This is a genomic window from Halostella salina (assembly GCF_003675855.1).
Classification (GTDB): Archaea; Halobacteriota; Halobacteria; order Halobacteriales; family Natronoarchaeaceae; genus Halostella; species Halostella salina.
In genome coordinates, this window is sequence record NZ_RCIH01000009.1 from 139,499 (window position 1) to 164,691 (window position 25,193).

Sequence of the window (25,193 nt, forward strand, 5' to 3'; positions counted from 1 at the left end):
CTATCGGCCTCCTGTACCACTCGCCGTCCATGCATCGAGCAAGAGGTCCGCGGTTGCCGCCACCGTCTCACCGTCAGCTGTGACACCCGTCCCGACACCCTCTGGGGTCGGCGGCGACGGCGCCGGCGTCGTCGGTTCCATGCCGACCTGCGTGGCGCGTGCCGCGAGCAGCTGCCGCCAGTACGCGAACGTCGTCTGGTAGTACGCGCCGTCGTCGACGGGATAGACGAGCGTCTTGAAGTCTTTGCCGACGACCTGTGGGCCCATCCGGGTTTGCTCGCACTCGAGCTGATGGTCGGCGACCGTCGCGACTGGCTCGGTGAATTCGTTTCGTTCGTTTCGCGTAACGAGCACCGGGATGTCGTACCCATCGGCGTAGGTCGCCAACCGGGCGAGAGTTCGGGCCTGGAGGGTTTTTGCGTGGGTCTCGCCAAGGGTATCGTCGCCGCTGTACTGGGCGTCGACGGCCGGCGCGACGATGAGGGCGGGGGTGTGGGGCGACGTGTTAGAAAACCGGGAATACGATCAAAGCATCCTCGCCCGGCTCGGCGATTACCCAGAGCTCAAACGTCACTTCCACACTCGGCTCTCCCGGAAGATTGACCAAGCGACGTACCACCCGATGCTTGATCTCCTCCGAAACGACGCGGAGACCTACCTCACGTTCCTCGATGAGAACTGGCATCGGATACCAGCGGCGAAGCAACAGCAACTGCTCGGAGACGCCTTCGAATCCACATTGAGCGAAATCGGGTTTCTTCTCTGGCTTGACGACCACGGCCTCAGCTACCGTATCGACGTTCCACTGCACCACCACGAAACCGGTAAAGAACTGGACAAAGATGTGGACGTGGTCGTGGAAAACAGCTACATTGAAATCCGAGCACCACAGCTCTGGCGTAATCTCGACGTTGCAAACAGGGCGATCGGTATCCCCAACACTGCCTACAACAAAATCGCGGACAAATTCAAATCTGATTACACCAACACGGCCGAGCTGACAGAGGACTCCGTATTCATCGCACTCGATATCACCCAATCGGAAATCATGCCAGAACAGGTCGTGGCCTCACTCTACGGCTCATTGAAAATCCAACTTACGTACGACACTGAATCAGGCTAGGCCGTCGATGACCGCCCCGTTCGTGATCCCGACGACGCCCTTCAAGCATGGCCACTACTGGATGACAATCTTAATGGTGTGATTTGGTACACCGCCCACATCACCACCGACAGCGACGGCACACCCGAACTCAAAGTAGACGGTGACGTCATCCCGAACCCCCATCATCAGGACGAAGACAACCCTCAATACTGTAGCGGCTTAGTGGACACCCTGTTCAACCCGTAGCCAACACCTAGTTTGGTTGCCCTTTGATGCAGGAGAGATAGCGGATCGAGAGGTCTAGGATAACGGTTGAGAGGTGCGTCGGAGAAACGATGCAATTTCCTAACTAAGATCAGCCTGACCCGGTCTGGGCTCGAAGACTACTATAAGAAGGGGAACTCACCACCCATGATCCTTCTGAATTTGGCTCCGTTATCGAAATGAACCTCGAAAAAATGACTTTCGGTATCTCAAGCTCGAATATTCACAGGTGGAGGATTTCCCGTCTAGCTATACTCGGTAGTAATCACAGTTGTGGTTAAAATATATTCCAGATGAGCATAATGGAGAAGCCATGGAGGGAAGACATGATTTCCTCTTCTGGTACGAGGAAGGATCGCGCCACCAAAACATACAGAAAGAGAACAACGTAACGGATTCGCTATTGAAAACATTACAGGAGGGGACTGATGGGATTTCTCGAGGCGTGATTGCGAACGCGTTCGACATCCAAGTTCCAGCAACAACCTATGAGTGGGAATACACAGCACAACCAGTGCTGAGTCCTGAGAATATTTCTGAGTGGGACATCGACCTGCAACAGACCTATATCGTTGGCATTTCAGAAAACGGGGAGAACGTCGCCGAACGCGCTGGAACCACCTCGATTGATTCAGACGACCGACCGCGACCAGATGGTCTGGTCCAGCTCCGGTCACGGAATGCCGCAAATTCCTCGCCTATCTCAATCTTTCTTGAGGTGAAAACAGGCAGTGACACGCTTAGCAAGTCTGAGATGGCGACGTACCGGGGTGCGCTCGGACTGTCATCGCCTGAATTTAATGAGGCTGGACGCGGCGTCCAGTGGCTTGATGTCTACCGGGTGCTACGGAATTACCTTGAGCGGACGGAACGACAGCCGGACAGGTTCTTACTCCGGGAGTTCACGGAGTACTTAGCGTGGTTTGAACTGGACCATATCGTGGCTTCCCACGAAGGGGACTATATCAAGCGGCTGAAATTCACCGGGTATCCGGTGGAGGACCGTAACAAATTGGAGCTTAAATTCATCTGGGACCGTGACGAGCGGCAGTCCCAGTCACCCGCGTTCACAGCCGCCGAGTTTAATACCTGTCTTAAGCAGATACCGACAGACATCCGTGAAGATACATTTGTAGACGGTGATTTGCAAGTGTTGGAGGACTGGGCGCGATCAAAGTTTGGTGATGCCTCTGTGGACGACGGGCAGCGGGTTGCCGTGTCCCCTGCCGAGGAAGACGGTGCGACGGTACGCCTCGTAGAGTCTGATCCGGTCCCAGGGAAGCGGGTTGCTTTCGTTGATTCCGAAGAGACGGTTGAATCAATCGGGGTTCGACATAAGGCGTTGTATTTCGAAGGTTCGAACTTGATGCCGATCTGGGCGGGCCCGTCTGGGCGGAAGAATACGCATGTACCAGCGATTCTCGATCCGACAGCCTTCCGGGACCTGATGGGTGAGATGGATGATGAAGCGCGGCAAACAGCGTTTGGCGGGGAATCACCCGATACTGCTGCGCTGTGGGAAGTCGAATTAAATGGCTAGACTGCTACGACCTGCTTGGATGCGAGGGTGTCATACAGCGGTTCTCATAGCTGTTATTCACCCCCCCAATTTGCTCAGTATAGGGAGTTCACATACTAATCAAAGATAAGCAACAGGTCGAGAGCTGAAGCTCCACTCGATCGTGCTATCTATCCGCTCTTACATCGTGATACCTATAATTCCGAACCATTCGGGCTTCTTCGTCGTGTGTTCAGTGAAGTCAACCAACAGCCAGAATTGTAGGATGGAACTCCTCAAGCGATCGGGTGTATTAGTCACTAACCGTGACGTAGTCATCGAACATTTCAACACCCTTATCGAGGACCCCGAGATTTCGGAGAGATCCTGAACAGGTTTTTACAGTAGAGGTGTTTGTGAGAGTCGTCGGTAGCGATCTGCGGCCATTCTAACTTTTTAATGGATCTGCCTGAAGACCCGTCTGTGTCTGGGACAGAATTATATCACGGGAATTAGTTTGCTTGTTGCATGGCTAATGGCTGTGATTTTCTCACCAGTCCCTCCTTCGACGCGCTTCAATCTGAGGTGTTTGAACGGGTTGCTGAACAGGCTGGCGGCGAGCCCGGCAGCATCCTCTACATCGAGAACAACGACCATCGCACGGATGAGGTCGCCGACGCGTGGGCCGAGACTTACCAACCACTCCGACTTCGAGTAACCGATTTCAATACTGTCGTCGGGGAATGCTACGAGCGGATCGCTGACCCGAGTTCTCTTCTGGATGCGCTGACTCGGCGCCGGTTAATCGACCGAGCGCTTCGAACTGCCGCTGACCGTGGTCTCTTGGACGATGCGCATCTCTATCGAGACCACTTCACCGATCTTATTACAGAACTGGAGGGAGAGGGCTACCACTCCCCTGAATCAGTTCGAACCCTCGTCGAGAATTCCCAGTTATCACCTGGAACCATTGATCTGGTCGCGAGCGTGTATGAGGAGTTCTACGAGCTCCGTCGAGAAGGTGTCGGGGATGACGTGTACACCCTTAGTGAGGCGTACCGGACGGTCCTCGATAGCGGAGCTTCCCTTACGGAGATCTTCCCTCACGTCGACGTCGTCGTAATCTCTGGATTCTACGACCTGTCCCACCACGAGAAGCGTTTTATTCACCGACTAGCCACCGTATTCCCTGTCTGTATCTCGCTCCCCCTGGCCGACACAGAAACGCCGTCCGGTGGAGCAAACCAGATCACTGCTGACGCGATGGAGACGTACCAGGCAATTGCTGGCCCACCGACCGCTGTCACTCCCGATTCTCCGAGTTCACTCATCGACGCTGCTGGAAAGCTCTATACGCCATCTCCAGGGGTTGACGAGGATACGGCTCCTCCCGACCAGCTTCAATGGTACAGCGCCCCCACACCAGATCGAGAGGTTAGACAAGTTGCTCGAAGGGTGCGGAAACAGCTCGCGGACGGCGCCGACCCCAACGACATTCTGGTTGTCATTCCGGGTCTAATCTCGTATCAGGAGCAAGTCGCCGACGTATTCGAGGCCGCTGGTATCCAGTCGGTCGGGTTTGCGAACAAACTGCTGTATCAGACGTATGCTGGGCGGGCAATGCTCGATCTGGCTGAACTCTGTGTCGACGACCCACGCACAGATACGGTAGCTCGTCTCGCGACGAATCCGCTCGTGACTCTTGGAGGAGCCACCGACGACGTTGATCGGTCCGCTGTTGCTGACCTCGCCCGCCGTCTTCCGACAGTCGATACTGACCGACTTCTCGAGGAACTCGACGATGCCTCCGCTGAGGTGTTGGAGAACCTCTTCCAGGTCGCCGACGATGCTGAGGCCGCGGAGGCCGACGACGTCGTTGAAGCCGTGCACACTGTGTTCGAAACCGTCGATCTCTCTGAAAACGTCGACTCTATCGAAGAAGATGCGGCGTCATTCGATGCTCGAATGGAGGTCGCGTCCTACAATCGGGTCGAGAGGGTGTTTGATGCGATCGAATTCGTGGCTGAGCGCTTTGGAATAGACGAGCCAATCGAAGAAGTGGCCGATGCACTTGAGAAGGTGCGGGTTCCCCCACCGAGTCAATCTACACAGGATGTCGTCGAGATCGTTGGTCCACGCGATGCCTACATGCAGTCCTATTCGCACCTGTATTTCGTCGGGTTGACCGAGCAGGACTTCCCCGTCGAGAAGGATCGACCTCTCTTTTTCGAGCGTCTGTTCGACGACATCCCCGACCTCTCGTTCACCGATGACCGAGCTGAGTCCCGCTACCAGTTTGCTACCTTGCTCTCAGGTGCCGAGAGCGTCTACATTACGACCCCCGAGACATCATTTGATGACGATGACCTGCTTGAGTCGTCGATTCTCGATGAACTCGCTCGAGTAACTGGCCTTGAGCCAACGCCTGATGATCTTGGGAATGCCGTTCCCGAAGATGTCCAGCGGGCCCTTCGTCATCACCGAGATAGGGAGGGACGGGAGGAAGCCGTTAAGCACGCTGCTGACTCCGGAGTATTCTCGCGACAGCAGGCCGAGCGCGTCGTGGCGGGTACGAGGTGCGCTGAAAGTCGAGCTGACGCCGGACTATCCGCCCACGATGCACAGCTTGATCCCGAATTGGTCTCGGAGCTCCACGGTGAACGTGGGCCGTACAGCCCGACGCAGCTGAAAGATTACGCTCAGTGTGGGCACGCCTACTATATGAAACGGATACTGGGCATCGAAGCGCCCGACGAGTTCCATCTCGAGCCTCAGAAAGTCGATCTCGGGAGCCTCGTCCACGATATCTTCGAGGAGTTCTATCGCGGGCTCCAGGATGACCACGGCGATCCAGTTGACCTCAGTGAATATGATCGAGAATTCCTCGAAGAACAGCTGTTGGAGCAGACACGAGATAGCCTTGCTGACTCCGACATCGACTTCGACGACGTGTTCTATAAACGGTGGCTGGAACAGCTCCTTGCTGGGCTCGCGACGCCCGACGTGAACGAGTACTTCGGTGATGATCGACCTCATCAGGGAATCGATCGAGGACTCTTCGTCCGGTTCCTTGATGCGGAGCACGACGACAACGACGATGTTCCGGCATGGTTTGAGGTGCCGATGGACTTCTCGGATTCGGAAGAGGGCGAGATCACGGTGACGACGCCGGATGGAAGAGAGATATCCGTCGGGGGATTCATCGACCGCGTGAGCCTTCGCGAACAGGACGATGGTACCATCGAAGGATTAGTTCACGACTACAAGACGAGCGACCCAGAAACCATTCAGACAATCGACGGTATCGAATTTCAGCTCCCGCTCTATATACTTGCCACACGAGCAGAACTAGCAGCCCGATACGAGGATACACTTGCCGATGTGGACGGGGAATTCTATGTAACGGAGCCCCCGACAGAGATTACTCGAAAGTGGAGTCTTCGATACTACCTTGAACGGAACGATGGAACTGACGAGGACTACGAGCGGTTCCTCACAGAAACCGTCCCATCGCGAGTTGGCGAGGTAGCTGACGGCATCGAGAATGGTGCTTTCCAAACGACCACGCTTTCGCCGAAAGAAGCGGGCTGTCGCTACTGTGACTATCGGGACATCTGCGATGTTCGACACCACCAACGACAAGAGATAATCCAAGAGATGGATCGCTCCGATTCGTCCGGTTATATCCCACAGAGGGCGCGAGATGGGTCGTTCTTGGATACGCTTGGGGGTGAAGACGGATGACGGGTATCGACGATGCGCCAGCGTCGACGGACGACGAAGGCGAAGAGGAGCTCTCCCCAACAACTGAACAGGAGGAGGCTCTGGAACTCGATCAGAATATCGCGATTACCGCTGGGGCAGGCACTGGAAAGACCACAACCTTGACTCTCCGTTACCTCGAGATGCTGGAGTCCGACCCCGACATCGGGCCCGAGAACATCGCGACGATCACGTTTACGAACGATGCCGCGAATGAGATGCGGGAGCGTATCCGGGAAGAAGTAGCTGAGCGTCTCAGTGAGGTCCCCGAATCAGACGAGTACGACTACAGTCGATGGCGCAGCATCAAGGACGATTTGGAAGACGGCTATATTCATACCATCCACGGCTTCTGTTCTCGGCTGCTCCGCGAGTACGTCGTCGAAGCCCCGGTCCAACCCGAGTTCGACACGCTGGACGAGGCCGATTCCAAGGTGTTGATGCAGGAGGTGGTCAGGGAGACGATTGACGCTCGCTGGGAAACGGATGAGGATATTCGCCGCCTCGCTCGACTCTGGAGTCGAGATTCTCTTGAGCAGGTTCTGGCCGGTCTACTCAACAGCCGCCCGATGAGTACTGAATGGGCGAATCGCTGGGAAGACGAGTCCGTAGATGCATATTTGGACCATGTCTGGAGGACGTTCTATCCGACGGATCAGGAGACTGCTGAGGATTACCTTAGCGACCCGTCAGTACAGGCCGCTTTGAACACCATTTGCGACCTCTACGACCAAGAATTCGACATCGATCCTAGTGATAACGGGATGGATTTCCTGGAGACCGTCTCTACTATCGCACGTGAAACCGGAATTCACACCGGCGAGGCAGAAGGAAGAGAGTGGCAACGAGCCTTCGACGTTATTTGTGACCGACTGACGACTGGGAGTGGTAGCAGATACAGCCGACGTCACTGGTACCGGGGGTCCAAGTCGAGCTGGAGTGCTCACGAGGGCGAGCAGGAGCAATTAGACGCAGCTGCAGATGCGCTTCTGGAAGCGATCGAACCTGAGGAGCGAGAGTTCATCGGCGGTCTCGATACCGAGTGGAACAGTAGTCATTACGTCCTGAGCCTTGCTCGGCTCTACTGCACTGTTCTGGACGAATACACACAGACGAAATCGGATCAGAATGCTCTGGACTATCACGACCTCATCCAGACCTGCATCGAGTTCCTGAACGCGGACGACCGCGTCTGCGAGCAAGTTCAGTCACAGTTCGAGTACGTAATGGTCGACGAGATGCAGGATACTGACCTGCTCCAGTGGGAGCTCATCAAACTCTTGACTGCCGGCGATACCGATGATTTTGACGCTCAGAACGTCTTCTTGGTCGGTGACGAGAAACAGAGCATCTACCGATTCCGTGGCGCCGACGTGACCACCTTCGGTTCGGCTCGTGAGGACCTCGCTGCGGCTAATCCGGACGATGTCGAGACTACCAAGCAGCTCAGAGGCAATTTCCGCACGATTCAGGAGACGCGGGAGTTCCTGAACGCGCTCTTCGACAAGGTATTCGAGCCGATGGGCGACGAGTACCGCGACTATGAAGCCAAGCCGCAGGAACTTACGGATGAACGCCGGCAGGGACGTGATGTCACCGGATCAGTCGAGTACCTGCTCGTGCCTGACGATGACGTCCCGGAACTCCACGGTACCGATTACTTGAATCAAACTCCTCGATTCGCTGGGCACGGCGAACGAGAAGCTCACGCGCTTGCCAGCCGTCTCACCTCGTTACTGGACGATCCTCCGGAAGTCTACGATGACGACGAGGAATGCCTTCGACCTGCGAAACCCGAAGACGTCACCATCCTGTTGCGCGCTCGCACCCGGCTCAAGGAGCACGAACGAGCGCTGGATGCATACGGAATTCCGTATACTGTCGTTTCGGGTACTGGGTTCTGGGACGCCCCCGAGATCACAGCCTTGGTCAATCTGTTTAGGTTCTTCGAGAACCCGGACGACGACATCGCTCTCTACGGTGTCCTCCGGTCGCCACTGTTTGGTTTCCCCGATGAGGATCTCGCCCGACTCCACTCCGAGGATCAGCCACTCTGGATTGCTCTCCAGACAGCTGAGGATGATCTCGGCGACGCTGCCCGTCTCCTAGACGAGTGGCGGCAGATCGCTGCTGTCAACGACGATGTAACGGTTGACACGACTGTTCCGTGGGGAACGTTGCTTTCCCGGATTATCGACGATACCGGGTATATCGCCAGTGTCGGGGCAGATGAACGCCCGCGACAGGCGGCAGTGAATATCAACAGGTTCCGCGAACAGGTTCGCGCCTGGGAAGAGGGTGGCGTCAAGACTGTCTCGGAACTCCTCACGCGAATCGACCGTCGGAAGGAAATCGAATCCCACGCTGACGAAGCGACTATTCCCGAAGATGCTGACGGCGTCCAGATTCGAACAATCCACTCGGCGAAGGGGCTTGAGTTCCCTATCGTCGCAATTCCAGAAGTGGGCACCGAGTTCAACTTTCAGGGGGATGTCGACGACTACGGGAAAGTCTACCTCGACGAGCTTGACGTCGGGGATGGCGAGTCAGAACCCGTGCTCGGTCTGAAAGCTCCGTCAGCCGACGATCCCTATGAGCACCAGAATACGCTCGCTCGGACGCGGCTTCAGGAGGAGGTCCGAATGCAGGAACGAGCTGAACTGAAGCGTCTCCTCTACGTCGCAGCGACGCGGGCCCGTGACCACCTGCTCTTCAGCGGCGTTCACTCTACCGACGCTGATGAGGAGGATGGCTTGGGGTTAGGTGACCCGAATGATGCCGCGGATGCACGATACTGGCGTGATTGGCTCCAACCGATTCTCTTGGAAGACGAGGACGGTGATGCAGGACATATCTTGAGACAGCTCTCCGTCGGGGCAGATCATACGACCACTATCCGTGGGAGCGAATACACAGTTCGAACACCAACCGCTCCTGTCCACGATTGGGACGCGTCAGCGGCAACTGAGCGCGACTACCCTCAGATTGACATTCCTGCTCCAGAACTGTCCACTCCCCCGACGTCGATCACGGCCACGAATTTTGCGAAAGCACTCTCTCCGGATGATACAGCCATCTACACTGACGAACTCGAGGAGGACGCCGCGAGCCTCGAAACGGATGGCCTTCAGGCCAACCATCTGGGAACGATCGTCCACAAGCTCTGTGAGCTACGACCTGCTCGAGACCGGTGGCGCTCCATCGCGGCTCGGCTGGGTTCTGCTTTGGATGATACGGTGACTGATGGGGATTTGGATCGGATCGAAGAGTATACTGAGCGCTGCCTACAGTTCCGTGACGGCGTCGCCGACGACGAGTTGCCGACAACCATCCACGAGGAACTCTCGGTTGTGACGCGATTGGAAGCCGGCCGAATCGTCGGCGATATCGACCTGCTTCTAGTCAGTCCAGACAGCTACCACGTTATCGACTACAAGACGAACGACACCTCTCAACGGTCGGTCGACGACCTCGCAGAGAAGTACTGGCCACAACTCGAAGTGTATGCAGCTGCCCTCTACCAGAACGACGATTCCCGAATCGTTCACACCACGCTGTACTTTGCCGACGCTGATGAGCATCGGACCACGACCCACGACATGCTTTCGTTGGATATTCTTGGTGATGACCTGAACACACAACTTGAGGGGTTAACGCAGTCCGACGGCGCCGCAGTCCGAGGAGAATCGAGCAATTTCTGAGCTAGTCCAGGATCACCAACGCTATTCCTGCTCTGGAACTCCTCTACCCCCAATTCCTATTCTCAACCCTCGGAATTTAAAGCGAAAACTTATATCACTCGACAAGGCGTACACACGTAATAGCGTATGACTCGATGGCGAGCGAAGCGCCGGTACGAGGCAAACCGGCGGTTCGGCGAGCGTGCAGATGAGGCGCTCGTAGCCATCTCTATCCTCAAAGCTAAGCGCGACGGCATCGATCTCGAGCAGAGTGAGGACGACTTGCGAGCGAAACTTGAATCAGGCCGCCACCTACTTGAGCAAATTCGCGACGCGCTCGATGAAGATCCGAACGCTGACCCGTATGAATTAGCCATCGCTGAGCAGATTCAGGAGAACGCGATTACTGCACGCTCCCGGTTGGTCGGCGATTTCGATGACCTGATTGAGGTCATGGAAGCCGCTGAAGAGACCCTCACCTATCAACAGGGTCTTGATGACGTCCGTGAAAAGTTGAAGGAGATCTCGGAGACCGCGAACCGCACTTCTCGAGATAGTATCAATCGTATGCGGGGTACTCTTGCCAACGGAACTCGCTGAGTCCCAAGTTGCGTTTCTTCGGGGCAAATTCGAGGCCGCCCGCGAAGTCTTGGATTCTCTCGATACTCGGATTCCTGTGACAGATTCGATTTACAGCTCCGTGGAGGATGGATTCGATAATATCGAGGAAACGCGTTCTCTCTACGAGCGAGCGTACGACCAGGAACCGGATGCAGAAGCGACTCACGAACTGTATGAAGAGTATCTAGGAGCCATCGATACTGTTGCCCTAGAGCTCCAAGTTCTGGAGACGGAACTTGTTTACTTAGATCTACATCAGTATCAACGCAATTCGGCTACATCTGGCCGGCTTGACCATGCATCGTCGATCTCATCTGAGCTCGAGGATGCATTTGGAATCGATATTACAGTCCTCCCGGTGATCTGGAATGGATTTGCGATCGATCCTCTTGATGAAAATATTCCTGCGACTGGTGATCTGAGCCAAATTTACGCCCTCATCCTCCCTAGAACCCAGAGTGACCCAGAGGTCTATGCCCCGATATTCGCCCATGAAATCGCGCATGCGGTCTTGGACCGACACGACGAACTAAGGACGGGCTTCAATAATGCCGTAAGAGAAATCCAGGGACGAACCCGGCAAGAGATTGATGATGAGGCTCAGTTTGCACGCTCGTGGCGGGCTTGGTTTGAGGAACTGTTTTGTGATGTCTGTGGAGTATTGACTTTTGGGCCGTCTTATCTCGCTTCGCTTGTTAGGCACCTTCATCATTCCAATCCGTATTATATTGAGGAGGATCCAGATGGAGACCTACATCCACCGCCTGCACTTCGGTTCGATCTTGTGATGGATCTCTCTGACGAGTACTTCCCGAACCTTCTGAACGGGATTCGAGATGACCGTATCGCGTTCGAACGCCACCTCGATGCTCTGGAACACAGTCAGCCTCGAATATACGACACCTACGACTACGGTGAGCTCAGGACATTCATTACACAAGAGGTTCCGGCATCGGTCGATCATGATCTCGAGGCACTCGTCGACGACATCACAGCCGGTGTGACTCCTGATGACCGGCCGGAACGATCTCACCGGTTAGCCGCAAACCAATATTGGCTGGATACCTATCCACCTTAGAACGGCGGGTAGGTGAGGCGTGAAACACGGTCGTGACTGAGACGACTATTCATTCTCCGAGTGAGGTACACCGTCAGAGGGTCTTTGATTCCCTTTGAAGGCGCGCCCCAATTCAGTTCCGAGAGATAGAACGCATCCCGTCCGACTGAGTAAATGTCGAAATCTCCCTCTTCAACGGAAATCTCACAGAGAATCGGCTGCGGGGTCCCCTCACCTAGTCGGGGTGCATCGGTCGTGACAATCAGGACGGTCTCATCATCCAGCTGAGCATACGAACCCATATCCGGCATTCCGTCGTCGTCGTAGATGCGATAGGTGGGAGAATGTTGGACGTCGACGCCCACCCATTCGAATGACTCAGTTACGAAATCATTTGATTTCAGATACTCTACCCCCTCTTTGAGGCCGGAGATCTCATCGTCGCCGAGGTACCCGTTTCGGTGAATCGTGAGGGAACTCAGTTGATCGAACCCAGAGCGAGGATCGTTGACCGCACCCTGAACGGCCCGAATCAGAATCTGCTTCGCCATCCCTTGGTTCGTCACCGTACTTCGCCCGGTCGGATTCGTCTCCTCTGTTTGATAGAGAATCTGGTTGTCAGTACCTGAGACTACTACTCCGCTAGCAACGGTTCGGTCACGACCTGTTACGCTAAGTCCGAGGTAGGCGTCTGTATCGAGCTGATTCTCGATGCTGAATGGAATCACGCCTAGCTTTACCCCTAACCCGACTGCCGTGTTCGAAATGACATCGGCCTCGTGTCCCGACCGCTGGGCGCTTCGCAGATTCGTTGCGGTTAACGATTGGAGCGGCTTCCCGTCCAGTATCTCGATCAATTTGTGGTAGACATCTTCGTCGTATTCGGGGAGATACCCAAAGCCGGCGTCGACATCCTCAAGCGAGCGTTGCCATTCTTCGACCTCTCGCGGGTCCTCGTAGTTGACTCTTCCAGGCCGATCCGAGAGGATGAGTCCAAGGTGTTCCTCAACATATTCTCGCACCTGCTGATAGGCACTGAGCGCTTCGTCTTCCGTCCCCTCTGGGAAGAGGACAGCCACACTGAAATCCTGGTCAAACGTGCGTCGAGGGCCGACTTCCTCGAGATACCCCTGCTTTGCTGGGTTCCAGTATTCTTGGGTGAGATCGCTGCCGTCAAAGCTGATGTTCGGTCGCCCAATCGCCATTTCCGTTGAAGGGTCGTCGCCAAACGTCAGTACCGGATAACCGTATGCGCTGATCCCGTCGCGTACCGATGATGGGCTAATGTCGGTCTGGATAGAGCCGATACTGATGTCCCCGATCAGCTCACGGAAGTCTTCGACTCTTTGCCATCGCTCCTGAGGCCCGAACGTCGCCCGTTGGCTGATTTCGTCCGGGCGATCCTCAGACGGTGCAAACAGGAGTAACGACGGAGCAGCTGGGTACCAATCACTATTCCCGTACTGAATTTTGACGGTTGGCTCAGATGGATCTATGCTGTCGGCATATCGCTTCCCATGCCGGCTCTCGATCTCATCTAGTGTCTCGTTGTCGAACCGGCCGGGTGGAATCTCGGAGACTGTCGTGTTCTCAAAGACTCCCGTGACAGTGCAAGAAGACCGCTCCGAGGTTTGGTAGATGAATGTACGCCCGACGAGTTCGTCGTTGACTCGATCTATTCCCCAGTCGGGGTGATTTAGATAGTCTGCTAGCGTCCTCGATCCGAATGCACCTAACGTCGGATCTAATGTGATGAGAGGTCGGTCGTGATGACTAATTCGTACTTCGACGCCGGGGTGGACATCGTATCCTTCGATACGCGCTTCTCGGTCCTCATGATAGAACGTGTTTCTCGTAGAGTCGTACCAGTAATTGTCCGCTTCGAGATCATCTTTCAGTTCCTCGATTATCGCTTCCTGTAGAACCTTGAAATCGATCCACACAGAGAAATCGAGTTCGGATTCATGTGCGAATTCTAGCTCCGCTCCGTCCGCAGATTGAATCGTTCCATAATCCCGCTCGGTGCCGATTACTGCGATATAATGGCGACCGCCTTGGTTGTACCAACGTGCCCTCCCACCTACATTCCTTTCGAGGATTGTGGCGTGGGCATTGAGGAGGGAGTAGTTATCGTTGGGCTGGGGATCGATATCATAGAGGTCCGCAGTTACTGACGGCACGTCGATTTCAAACGAATTGATGAACCGACCCATTGTCTTCTATTCCCTGTTGACAGGATATAATACCCCGCGGTTCTCCGCTGAATTGCTAGTGATTGGGGTGAGAAAATCGATCTAACCATGCCACGAAGTACTTATTCTAGATTTATTTCTCAATCGAGGGCCGCAATAGGGGCATTATTCTATAGGTGGAGTGCTAAGCTGCGACAGCTAGTATGCCGTTCTTGGCCCTCCACGACGGTACCGAGGTTATCCCGAATCAGGTACAGAAAGGGGATTTCCTCGAGTGCTCGAAATGCGGCGATCAATTAAAAATTCGCAACTCCCATCGCCGGACGGGGTCGTTCGTCGCGCGGCATTTCTACCACGCTGCTGAAGAGGAGACGGACTGTGGCGGTGAATCTCCACCTCATTTGCGGATGAAGTCGATCGCGTATTCGAAGCTCACGACCGAGTATCCCGACGCCACAATAGGACTAGAACAGCAGCTGGGTGACCGGCGTGCCGATATTCTCGTTGAGTTTCCACAGCCTCGATTCCCTGAGGGCCGTGGGATCGGCGTCGAAGTACAGCACAAACACGAGGACAAGGATGTCGATGCAGTAACCGCTGAGTATCTCGCTGCAGAGTATAGTGTCATCTGGCTGGGAGAAGAGGACTTCTCCGGATTCAACGTCGATCTCTCTGGCATTCTCTCGACTTGGCCTCACGCGGTCCAACACGACTTCAGCGACGGGTATCACGGCGTCATCCACTGGCTCCGACAACCAAAGCCAGCCAATCCCTCGATAGACGTCGTCCTCCCGCGAGAATATCTAGCTGAACACAGCGAGGGGCTTCGTCGAGCATGGGAGTACGGGAAGTTCGATCAGGGAGGCCAATCGGACTGGAACGATCTCGGATTCTGGTGGTTGAGTGCCTCGTATGACCCGTACCAGAAGTGGTTCAAACTCACCGAGACGCCTGACGGGCGGACGATGCTTCAGCTCGGGAAGCAGGTCCGCGGTACTGAACACGTGCTCGCTCCAGTTCAGACTGGACACTCTCGGAATCGGGGGAAGGTTCACAGCTTGGCTTACGAGGTGGATTCAGCAGATACCTCCGCTGGCGAATGGGCAGATATCGAAAAGGCGTGGCTGGAAACCGGCTTACAGAGCACTTCAGTTATCTTCAAGCTCGTTGCAACCCCGAGCGGGGAGATCGCTCTATCGCTGGGAAAGTACAAGGAACACAGCGACGACGGCGAGTTCATTACCGTCTCTACCGAGTTCCAGCGTAATCTCAAAGAAAACCTTCACGAACTGGCTAACCTATTGGGATGACCTGATGTGGCCCGGAAACCCGCCCACAACGGTAAATGGACGGACTACAAACAGCAGTCAATAATGTCGGACGAGGCTGACGATTTGTATGATAAGTACATCGACTACGATGGCAGAGATCTCGATACCCGGAATGTCGGTGATGGGAAGGTAGTTCGGCCGATTACGGCCGAGAATTTCGAGATGGAGAAACGGACTCTGGGGGAGGTCCTCACCGATCAGAAGTTCAACGTACCAGAGTACCAGCGACTGTACTCGTGGAAGAACATCCACCACGAACAGTATTGGTCGGACATCGTGCAGTTCGTGAATGCCGACCTAGTCGCTGACCGACGCGAAGTGTCGGACGTGTTCTTCAGCTCGATGTACTTCGCGGTCAACGACGACAAACAGGTGTACGAGGTCATCGACGGCCAACAGCGCCTGACGACGACACACCTGCTGTTGCGCGTCCTTATGGAGCACCTCGAGGATGTCGACCCAGCTTCTATCGAGGACGATACCCTGGCGGAGTTTCGGGACTACGGGATCGGACGAATCACCGATATCCTCTATGTGGAGGAGATGTTCGGCAAACGTGAGCCTCGGCTCACGCTGAACAAACACGACGCTGAATTTTTCAAAGCCCTCATGATGGGGCCCTCCGCCCAGGTGGACTACCTCAAGAACGAGGCCGACTTCAGCATTCACGGGAACAACAGCGATGCAGTACAAGTCTCGGAATGTCTGGACCGGTTCGGTACCACGGACGATGAACTCGCGGACTTGGATACTGACTCGCTGTCCTTAGGGGCGTTCTTCAAACTGTACCGCTCACACCGGCGGTTGTTGAACGCTTACGAGTTCTACGACGAGAAGATTAGCGGCGTCGTCGCCGACGCCGAGACGCCGGACGAGACTGTGCGAGCGCTCGTGAATATCCTTAACTACGTCTACAACTCCTACCACGTCGGGGAGTACCTGATTCGAGAGGCGGAGTCGGATTTCCGGATGCAGATCTTCGAGATTTTGAACGACCGCGGCGTCGATCTGACGAAAATCGACCGTATCAGGGCGGCGGTCGTGAACGCGTTCTTCGATACCGACGTGAAAGACGAGTACGTCGACAAGTGGGAGGATATCGTGGTGGCGTTCGCAACCGATGGTGACGCCATCGACGACTACCTCTCGATCTATCTAAGTATCGTCGACGATGGCATCGACAGGATTGGTGACGCGAGCGCCGAACTGACCAACGCCTTCGACACGAGGAACATCGACTCGGATGTCGTCCCGCGGCTTCGGAATCTCGATGAAGCGAAGGCCTTCCTCGACTACGCGCACGACCTCGTCCACTACTACCAAGATATCACGACCACGGAGCTCGCCGCCGAGGACCTTGAGTTAGCCAGTCACCGAGATCAGTGTCGGGAAATCCTTGTTCGCCTCAATAACCAACAGATGGATCAGTGGCGGCCATTCGTCCTGGCGCTCTACTATCACACCAATCCTGAATCGGAACGGGATGCAGCACAGTTCCACCGCGTACTAGAGACTATCGAGAAACTCAACCTGCGACGGCTCCTCATCTCTGAACGACCGAGTATTTTCCGCGAGGTCTTCATCGAGGCCGTTGAGGAGTTCAATCTCGCACCAACTGCCGACGCCACTCCAGATAGTGTATACGAGCCCTCTCGAGAGTACCTCATCACCGAGATGCGTTCCTCTACGCCGACGCTGTTCGGCGACCGGTTTGTCGATACGGTCGTTCAGACGCAGTCCTGGAGTACCGGAACGGCGCGACTGCTCTTCGGGAAGATCGCACAGGATCACTTCGACGACAGTAGTCGTGCCGTCGAACGAGACCTGAACATGGGGAACATACATCTCGAACACGTCCTCCCGCAGACTCCCGTCAGCGACCCGGAAGACCCGACGTGGCTTCGGGAGTTTTTCAAACTCGACTCGGAGCCGAACATCGAGATCGCGTCAGAGATCGAACGCTATATCGAGCTAGTGCAGCGCTCTGATCTCGACGAAGAGGAGGAGCGACTGAAAGACAATATATCGGAGTTCATTACACAGGGGTTCATCGACGATATCGGGAACTTCCTCCTGCTCCGTGACACCGATAATATCGGGGCGAGTAATCGGCCACTCGCCGAGAAGATGACGCAGTACTACTCCGAAATCGACGGTTTCGCCAGTATCTACCCCAATCGATATTTCACGGCCGAATACGGCAACGTCGATCGCGACTCCCTCGACAAACTCCGTGAGCAGCACGATGGCGGTGACGTTTCGAATGTGGACGCCGATGTAGTGGCGTATTTCAACTCCTTCTGGACCTACGAGACTCTGCAGGATCGACGAATTGAGCTCCTCTTGGATATTCTGTCGACGCTTGGGTTCGATTCGTTTGAGGACGAGTTCGGGATTGAATCCGACCAAGATGAGGTACGCCACGAAATTCGAGAGAAGACGGACCAAGAGTTTGAGAAACGTCTGTCTGTCCGATCGCTTTAACCCCCTCTGAGAAGTCGGTTTTGCGAGTACCTGTCGAAGCCTTCTCAGCTGACTATCCTATCCAGCTTCGCCATCCCCACAGAAGGTGCCGACCTCCTTTGCCGAAATGAAAGGAACGAACGAAACGAATGGAATGAAGTAAACGAGATTGGTGAATTGAATTCTCCAAACGAACTGGTTTGTCCCTGGTTGGCCATTTGCAGAAACGAACAAAACGAACGGAACGAATTGAGTGGTAGAAATGAACGCAATTAGTTCAACGAGCGAAACGAACAGTTGGTTTTAACATCGTAGTAATCCTCTCACCGAGTGAAACACCCTCACCGAACGCACCGAACTAAACGACCAAAACGAACGAAACGAATACAACGAGAGAAACGAAGATAATGACCGACACCAATACCGCACGAATCACGGTGGCGAATCAGAAGGGTGGCGCGGGGAAGACAACCGACGTCATTCATACTGGCGGCGCACTCGCTGCCCGAGGCCACGACGTCCTCCTGGTCGACATCGACTACCACGGAGGGCTCACCTGCTCGCTTGGCTACAACGATCTGTACTACGATACCGACCGTACGACGCTGTTCGACGTCCTCGACTTCGACCAGATGGAGTCGGTGAACGACATCATCGTCGAGCACGAGGAATTCGACATCCTTCCCGCCAGCGAGAAACTCGCGAACAACAAGAACATCCAGACGCTGCTTGAGGCGCCGAAGAGTCGCGAGCGGTTGGAGATGACTCTCGACGAACTCGAGAAGGACTACGACTACATCATCGTCGACACGCCACCATCCCTGAACGTCCTCACCGACAACGCCCTCGTCGCAACCGGCAACGTCGTCATCCCCGTCATTCCCGAGAAGCTCAACGCCAACAGCCTCCAGATTTTCGCAAAGCAGCTGAGTTCCCTCGAACAGGCGTACGGAGACATCAATCGGCTCGCGATTGTCTGTAACCGCGTCGAGCAGAACGCTGAACACCGCGACACCATCGAGGAGATCGAGTCGGCGTACTCCCTCCCGGTGTTCGAGATCCCGAAGCGGACCGACCTCTCCCAGTCGATCGGCGAGGGGGTGTCCGTCTTCGGCTTCGGCAAGGAGAACCAGCGCGTCGAGGATGCACGCAACCTATTCAACGAGATCGCCGACCTGTTCGACGAAACGTTTGAGAAGACCGCACCTGAGGAGGTGGAAGCATGACCGACGGCTGGGGCGATGCTTCCGGCATCGAGGGCAACTACGAAGACGAGGACGATGAGGCCGATTCCGGCGAAACGAGTGAGGTGAGTGAAACGGTGGAAACCAGTTCATCGACCGAAACGACCGAGTCTACTTCAACGAGTGAAACGAACGAAACGAGCAAAACGAAGACGAACATCAAGGACGAGTGGAATGGGCGGACGATCTACATTCCCGACGATGTCCTCGACGAGATGGAGGATACCTACCTCGAGTCCCAGCTAAAGCTCCGCAAGGCGGGCCAGGACGAGTTCAAGAAGAACCGCCACTTCTACCCGCTACTCGTTCAGTTTGGTGTTGAGGCGCTCTCTGAGGCGGATGCCGAGGAAATCAAGGCTCGGCTTTCGGAACTCGGCGACGGATGACCTCGCGCAGAGCGAGGCCCGAGATTTCGTATAACGATATATGATATACATTCTACTGTAATGCGGAGTTCCGACGCTAAGAGACTCTAGACCCCCGAATTCTCCCGATGGCTCAAGTACAACAAGTGGTCCTGATTATGCCCGTAATCACGACCACTTTGAAGTACCCCGCCGCAGTCGGTGAAGCACGAATGCAGCAACCGCCTCACGACGGCGCTTCTCCCAGGGTAGAGGACTCGAGACCGGGCCCGCAGGACGGTGGAGGGCCGGTGAATGCCTGACCGAGCGCTTTCGACGCCGCTCGACGACAGCTTCGAGCGCTACCTCCAAGACAAGGGGAAAGGCCGCGGTGGGGACGGTGGGAACTATCGACGAAACGCTGCACGCGAGCTCGAGCGGTTCGCCGAGTGGGCCGCCGGCGACCGCGGCGACGACGGCTGGACCGGGATCGTTCCCGACGACGTCGACCGGGAGCCGACCTTCGACGATCTCGAGGAACGCGTCTTCCGGGAGTATGCCCGGCATCTCGGTGGAGATCGGGGACTCAAACAGAATACGGTACAAACCTATTACCGCTATATCTCTGCGTGGTGCGGGTGGTGTGTCAACGAGGGGTATCTCGAAGCGCATTACGCCCAGCGGGCGAGTGCGATGGCGCCACTGCCGGAGGACGACGGCCGCAAGCCCGGCGACCAGCAGGCCTGGACGTCCGAACAGCGCCACGCTCTCACCCGCCACGTCGACGAACGGGCACGCGACGCCGTCGAGGCGTACACGACACTTCCAGAGGAGACTGCCCCCCTCGAGAAGCAGCGAGCGCGCTACGCGGCGCTGAAGGCGGCTCGTGACCGAGCTCTGGTGTTCGTCCTCGCGTACACAGCTGTCCGCGTTGGGGAACTCCTCCGGGATCCGAACGATCCGCGCCGGCGCGGCGTTCGCTGGGATGACCTCTCCCTCGACGACGGAAGTATGGACGTCTACCGGAAGAAACAGCAATGGGACGCCGCGAGTCTCCCCGACCCGGTGATCTCGCCGCTGCGAAGCTACCGCCAGCTGATGAACCCGCCGACGGACCGGTGGCCGGTGTTTCCGACGTTCGACCAACGGACGCTTGCGGGGCTCGTTCAGGATGAGTTCGAAGACCGTGGAGAACGCCCAGAAGAAATTACTGAGCGCCGTGAAGAATACGCTCGCGACCTATTACTGGCAATCGATGAGGATATTTGTCCGCCGTCGATCACGACGGACGGCGCACGGTCGATTCTCCAACGGCTCTCGGAGGCCGCAGAGATCGACATCGACCATCCGAAACACGATTACCTTGCTCCGCACGGTGGTCGACGTGGGATGGGTGAGGTCCTCGTCCGCGCGTTCGGGTATACAGTTGCGGCTCGATATCTCGATAATTCTGAGGAGATGGTGCGGGAGCGATACTCGCACATTGAGGCCGGCGAACTCGGTGATGTCGCAACAGAGGCTCTCGACGAGGTTGATTCAATTTCAGAGTTCCCAGAGAACCAGTAATGATTGCTGAATCAGCAGGATATCGGCCTGTACCAACAAAGGCACAGTATCTCTAACCCGTAGCTTGTAGTATGCCCTACTGCCCAAATTGCGGAAACCAGGTCAAAGCAGTTCACCACTACTGCAGTTCCTGTGGACAGGCGTTATCCGATATTGCAGAGTCGGAAACCGATCCACCGATGGCGATGGATAGAGAGGGCTTTTTGTCGATGCGCTCGCTTTCCTACGTGAACGAACTGCTCGCGGGAGAGCGGGAACTCGATCAAAACTCAGTTTCTTATACGCAGTTGTCTCGGGATACCAACGCTGCATTTGCTGATTTTGCTCGGTTAGCGATGGTGAAGGATCTCCATCTCCTCCACCTTTGGGCTGCAAGTTTGAACACGGATACGCAAAGTATACCGGCGGAGGACATGAACAGCAATCAGTTTCGAGATTGGCTTGCTACTCTCGGGTTAGGACGAACTCTTCGGATGTACGATGATGCGCTCCACACCGAATTCGAGGATCAGTTGGACGACAGGCTCCAGAAATTGATGGAGGTTGCGAACGAAGAGTTTAACAAAGAGGAAATCTCAGAGTAGTATTCCTTTCTCTCATGTATATCTCTATACGTACTCAATACTAGATATAATTATAGCTATTTCTATATTTTTCAATAACAGTTAACAGAAAGTATTTGCAAGTGTCCAGTTACTTTCCAATATGCACCGGGACTCAGCCGGTACATACCCATACCCGCATGTATGATTACGAGGCCAGTCACCATCGAGGACATCGATGACCTGTAACTGATGTGGAACGACCACATCAACGCCTCCGCCCTCTATCGCCGCGCCCTCCGCGAGGAAATGGAAGTTCGCGGTGTTGACCCCGATGAACTCCGCGACCTCCTCGAACGGGCCCGCGAGCAGGGCTACACGCTAGAAGAGATCGCAGAGGAGACGAATCGATTCGATGACCTTCGATCGCTGGTCGAAGACCAGCAGAGCCAGCCAACGGCTGGCGATGTAACTGACGATTAACCCGCCATGTCACAGGACAATACACCCTCCGACGCTGAGCGTCGCACCGACATCGAGCCACTGTTGACTGGTCCAACTCCGCGACAGGCTATGTTCACAGTTGTCCTCCTGAGTTTAATCGCCGTACAACCTGTCGCTGCACAGGGCAATGCAGTCTGTAGCGCGGACAACCTCCCGAGCATGATCGAGGGATTCTTCCAGTTAACCACTGCCCTCGGTATCGTCGGCCTCGCCATCGTCTGGCAGGCAGACTCCCTTATCGAGATGTTCACCCTCAATCCCGAGCAAAAGAAGGGCCTCAAGCGCCACAAGCGCTCGGCGATGAAGTCGGCGGTCATCCTTGTCGTCCTCGGGCCGCTGTACACCGTCGCCGGCTCGATGATGGGCCTCCCGTTGGCCGAGTGTGTCGACCTCGTGCCCTGGTAACCACCACATCGGTTTCCCCGCCCCCAATGCCCCAGCAAGAGTTCGCCGTACTCTGGGTCGTACTGTTCGTGACCAGCGGCATCACGGGGACCGTTGCTGCTGATCCACCCCGTCCCGACACTGAGGGGAACGGACTCAGCGAAAACGAGTCCGCGACGCTCTGGTCACGGGACGCGGACAACTACATCAGTCAGGAGGCATACCGGGACCGCTACGGCGAGTCCCGGTCCGCACTCCACCAGCTCGCAAACGGGACGGACATCACGTTCAAGCGGCCGCCTGACACCGCCGCAACGTGGACACGCAACGACTTTGAGGATCTCGACGCAGGATCTGCCAATACGTCCGTCCACCCACCCAATGCATCCCTGGAGGACGGGCGATTCATCGCCGACGCACACGCGACCGTGTTTGCGGTTCAGCCGTCGACACGGGCACACCTCGAACCGAGTGAAACACCGCTCTACGTCGCCCCGAACGGGACCGTTCGTGGCCTCGTCGATTATCGGGTACGCGTACCCAACGGCAGTTCCGAGGGGAACACGACCGTCGACTGGTCGCTTGCCGACCACGGGATCGAAGAAATACGAATACGGACGGACAACACGACTGTCGCAACAACCAACGGTTCGCAAACCCCCTCGATCGACTACCGACTCGCCGGTGACGGAGAAGCAACCTTGTCCATCGAAGCCGAGATCCAGGTTCGCCTGAACAAAACCGTTCGGATCGACCGGGGGAACGAAACCGAGGTCAACATCACGTATCCCACCGAGGAACTGACAGTCTCGGACGAGCTCGCCGTCGAGATCTACGATCTATCGGCGTACCCGTACTATGCCGAGTACCCGAACGGGGATACCGGGGTTGCCGTCTACCAGTCCCGGCCTTGGCAAGGGTACACGCTCACAGAAGCGGGCACCACGAGCGTCCGTGGTGTCTGGCGGTTCTACACCGCACGCGACACGGACTGGGACACGCTCGTCAGGACGAACCGCACCGCGAGTTCGACAGTTGAGTCGGATGCGCTCCCCGTCTACGTCCATGCCTATCCGTCGCGGATCGGTCCACGTGCGGAACCAGTGCGGGGCGGGCCGGAGATCGTCGAAACGTGGGGGATCGAGCGGTCGTCGCCGACGGCAACCATCGGTGAGAATGTTCATATCGAGGAAGTTACGGACGCGTACAATACGACCTACGGCGTCGCTGTCCGTGCCGAGACCGTCGACAGGGATGCGTTACAGGTCGCCGGTATCGTTCGCGGAGTCAATGCTTCGATCGAGGAGCCGCAAGCCGATTCTGAGCGGCAGCTACGACGGAGTCACCTCTCTATCGAGGTTATCGAGCAGAACGAGAGCCACGCTACCCTGCGGCTTGAGCTGCGAGATCGGCAGACTGGTGAGCCGATTACGCTCAATGAAAGCCCACGCGGATACCCGATCATTGGAGATTCCCGACGTGGCTACATCACGATAGCTGACCGGCGCGTCGAAACCAACCGCTCGGGCGTGGCCATCGTGACGATCGACCAGCCGGGGATCTACACTGCCCGGTACCAGCCCGGGTCCTGGCGAGATCACGACCCGGCGTACGTCGGCGAGACGGCAACCGTTCGGTGGCATCCGCTCAGAACCATCGAGGGATGGTTTGCGCTGCTGTTCGAAATTGGCTGGCAGCTGCTGCCGTTCATCGTGATGTTTTACGCCGGAACCCGCCTCCTGCGGTTACTCGCACCCGACGACAGCTTCGATAACAAATTATGACACGACAAAGCCATCGCAGTCGACGAACCGTCCTTCGAACAGCTGCTGGTGCTGCCGTTGCGAGCGTCGGCGGATGTCTACGTCCCGATGACAATGGCACCACGAACGGCGCAACCGATGAAGATGATGCCGAAGGCCCGTTCCAGCGCGTCGCCGTCGAGGAGACGATGCTTGTCGTGGAACTCACAACTGACGCCACCGTAGACCGGATCAACCTCATCAAGCCGAATGGAGAGCTATTCGGCCAACGGGAGGTTGCTGCTGGAGTGCAGCAGGCTACGTTTACGATCGGAACGACCTACGAACCTGGCGAGTACCGCGTTCTCGCGCTGCGGAACGGGGAACAGGTGGGCGAAATGACTGTACCTATCCAGCCGGATGTCAGCATTGAGAACGTCGGGATTGGCCGAAATCAGCCGGAGAAAATGTGGGATGCCCCGATCGATGAGATCGGCGAAGAGGCGTTCGTACGGGTTGCAAACCAGGGCACCGGTCCAACAGCGCTCACGAAGCTACTCTTCATCGGCGACGTACCGTATCCGTCCGGTGAGGAGGGTACGAACTACGTGAACGACGAGGATATTAGCGGGATCTATGATCCGGCATCGGAGTCGGAAGCCGATACAGTTGTCCTTCTAGCAAATAGTCGAGTTACAATCTATAGCTCCAGATCCCCGTTTGCGTTCGTTCCCGGTGCTGGAACGTCCTGCACAGACGAACACCAGAGCGGTGAATTTCGGCTAGTCCTCGAAAGAGCAGGGGACGACCAGCGGATCTCGAAATCATATAATATCCAGTATACTGCAGCAGGTGAGACTGACAGCTGCGATATCACCATTGAGGGGAAGTAAC

The 25,193-nt window shown here is 56.0% G+C and carries 17 protein-coding genes and 2 pseudogenes; 17 read left to right on the forward strand and 2 right to left on the reverse strand.

The genetic code is table 11. The annotated features are described in order from the left end of the window. A pseudogene (locus tag D8896_RS17005) lies at window positions 1-519 on the reverse strand (hypothetical protein); the annotation flags it as partial. Between D8896_RS17005 and D8896_RS17010 the strand changes: the two are divergent. The 6 genes from D8896_RS17010 to D8896_RS19650 all read left to right on the forward strand — a co-directional run bounded on the left by D8896_RS17010 (window position 479) and on the right by D8896_RS19650 (window position 12,008). After that, a complete protein-coding gene (locus tag D8896_RS17010; RefSeq protein ID WP_121823303.1) occupies window positions 479-1,123 on the forward strand; it encodes a hypothetical protein in 645 nt (214 codons plus the stop codon). The pseudogene D8896_RS17005 and the gene D8896_RS17010 sit on opposite strands and share 41 nt — an antisense overlap. A gap of 559 nt (window positions 1,124-1,682) precedes the next feature. Next, window positions 1,683-2,909 carry a hypothetical protein gene (locus D8896_RS17015; RefSeq protein ID WP_162991635.1) on the forward strand — a complete coding sequence of 409 codons (1,227 nt, stop codon included), beginning with the start codon at window positions 1,683-1,685 and terminating at the stop codon, window positions 2,907-2,909. Between the two features lie 486 nt (window positions 2,910-3,395). Next, entirely contained in the window at window positions 3,396-6,611 is a 3,216-nt protein-coding gene (locus D8896_RS17020; RefSeq protein ID WP_121823305.1) for a PD-(D/E)XK nuclease family protein, read from the forward strand. Continuing rightward, window positions 6,608-10,330, forward strand: a complete 3,723-nt coding sequence (locus D8896_RS17025) for a UvrD-helicase domain-containing protein (RefSeq protein WP_121823306.1) — start codon at window positions 6,608-6,610, stop codon at window positions 10,328-10,330. The genes D8896_RS17020 and D8896_RS17025 overlap by 4 nt, the downstream gene beginning before the upstream one ends. A 126-nt stretch (window positions 10,331-10,456) precedes the next feature. Next, window positions 10,457-10,909, forward strand: a complete 453-nt coding sequence (locus D8896_RS17030) for a hypothetical protein (protein WP_121823307.1) — start codon at window positions 10,457-10,459, stop codon at window positions 10,907-10,909. Next, complete coding sequence (locus D8896_RS19650) at window positions 10,890-12,008, forward strand: hypothetical protein (protein WP_162991636.1); 1,119 nt, start codon at window positions 10,890-10,892, stop codon at window positions 12,006-12,008. Before D8896_RS17030 ends, D8896_RS19650 begins: the two co-directional genes overlap by 20 nt. Here D8896_RS19650 and D8896_RS17045 read toward each other — a convergent pair. Then, a complete protein-coding gene (locus D8896_RS17045) occupies window positions 12,005-14,200 on the reverse strand; it encodes an argonaute/piwi family protein (protein WP_121823310.1) in 2,196 nt (731 codons plus the stop codon). The genes D8896_RS19650 and D8896_RS17045 overlap by 4 nt on opposite strands. A gap of 182 nt (window positions 14,201-14,382) precedes the next feature. Between D8896_RS17045 and D8896_RS17050 the strand changes: the two genes are divergently transcribed. The 11 genes and pseudogenes from D8896_RS17050 to D8896_RS17095 all read left to right on the forward strand — a co-directional run bounded on the left by D8896_RS17050 (window position 14,383) and on the right by D8896_RS17095 (window position 25,192). Then, the gene (locus D8896_RS17050; protein ID WP_205596870.1) at window positions 14,383-15,489 is read left to right on the forward strand and encodes a competence protein CoiA family protein; all 1,107 of its coding nucleotides are present in this window, start codon (window positions 14,383-14,385) and stop codon (window positions 15,487-15,489) included. Between the two features lie 63 nt (window positions 15,490-15,552). Further along, window positions 15,553-17,994: a DUF262 domain-containing protein gene (locus D8896_RS17055; protein ID WP_121823311.1), complete on the forward strand. Its 2,442-nt coding sequence runs from the start codon at window positions 15,553-15,555 to the stop codon at window positions 17,992-17,994. 386 nt (window positions 17,995-18,380) lie between these two features. Continuing rightward, window positions 18,381-19,199 carry a ParA family protein gene (locus D8896_RS17060; protein WP_121823312.1) on the forward strand — a complete coding sequence of 273 codons (819 nt, stop codon included), beginning with the start codon at window positions 18,381-18,383 and terminating at the stop codon, window positions 19,197-19,199. Further along, a complete protein-coding gene (locus D8896_RS17065) occupies window positions 19,196-19,603 on the forward strand; it encodes a hypothetical protein (protein WP_121823313.1) in 408 nt (135 codons plus the stop codon). The genes D8896_RS17060 and D8896_RS17065 overlap by 4 nt, the downstream gene beginning before the upstream one ends. Window positions 19,604-19,876: 273 nt before the next feature. Further along, window positions 19,877-21,127, forward strand: coding sequence for a tyrosine-type recombinase/integrase (locus D8896_RS17070; RefSeq protein WP_121823314.1), 1,251 nt, complete (start codon window positions 19,877-19,879; stop codon window positions 21,125-21,127). A gap of 71 nt (window positions 21,128-21,198) precedes the next feature. After that, window positions 21,199-21,267: pseudogene (locus D8896_RS20180) on the forward strand (zinc-ribbon domain-containing protein); the annotation flags it as partial. Between the two features lie 39 nt (window positions 21,268-21,306). Next, window positions 21,307-21,711: a hypothetical protein gene (locus D8896_RS17075; RefSeq protein WP_121823315.1), complete on the forward strand. Its 405-nt coding sequence runs from the start codon at window positions 21,307-21,309 to the stop codon at window positions 21,709-21,711. Window positions 21,712-21,921: 210 nt separating this feature from the next. Continuing rightward, window positions 21,922-22,152 carry a hypothetical protein gene (locus tag D8896_RS17080; RefSeq protein ID WP_240452058.1) on the forward strand — a complete coding sequence of 77 codons (231 nt, stop codon included), beginning with the start codon at window positions 21,922-21,924 and terminating at the stop codon, window positions 22,150-22,152. 6 nt (window positions 22,153-22,158) lie between these two features. After that, a complete protein-coding gene (locus D8896_RS20085; protein ID WP_121823316.1) occupies window positions 22,159-22,578 on the forward strand; it encodes a hypothetical protein in 420 nt (139 codons plus the stop codon). Between the two features lie 26 nt (window positions 22,579-22,604). After that, the gene (locus tag D8896_RS17090; protein WP_121823317.1) at window positions 22,605-24,341 is read left to right on the forward strand and encodes a hypothetical protein; all 1,737 of its coding nucleotides are present in this window, start codon (window positions 22,605-22,607) and stop codon (window positions 24,339-24,341) included. Next, entirely contained in the window at window positions 24,338-25,192 is an 855-nt protein-coding gene (locus tag D8896_RS17095; RefSeq protein ID WP_205596871.1) for a hypothetical protein, read from the forward strand. Before D8896_RS17090 ends, D8896_RS17095 begins: the two co-directional genes overlap by 4 nt. Window position 25,193 lies beyond the last annotated feature (1 nt).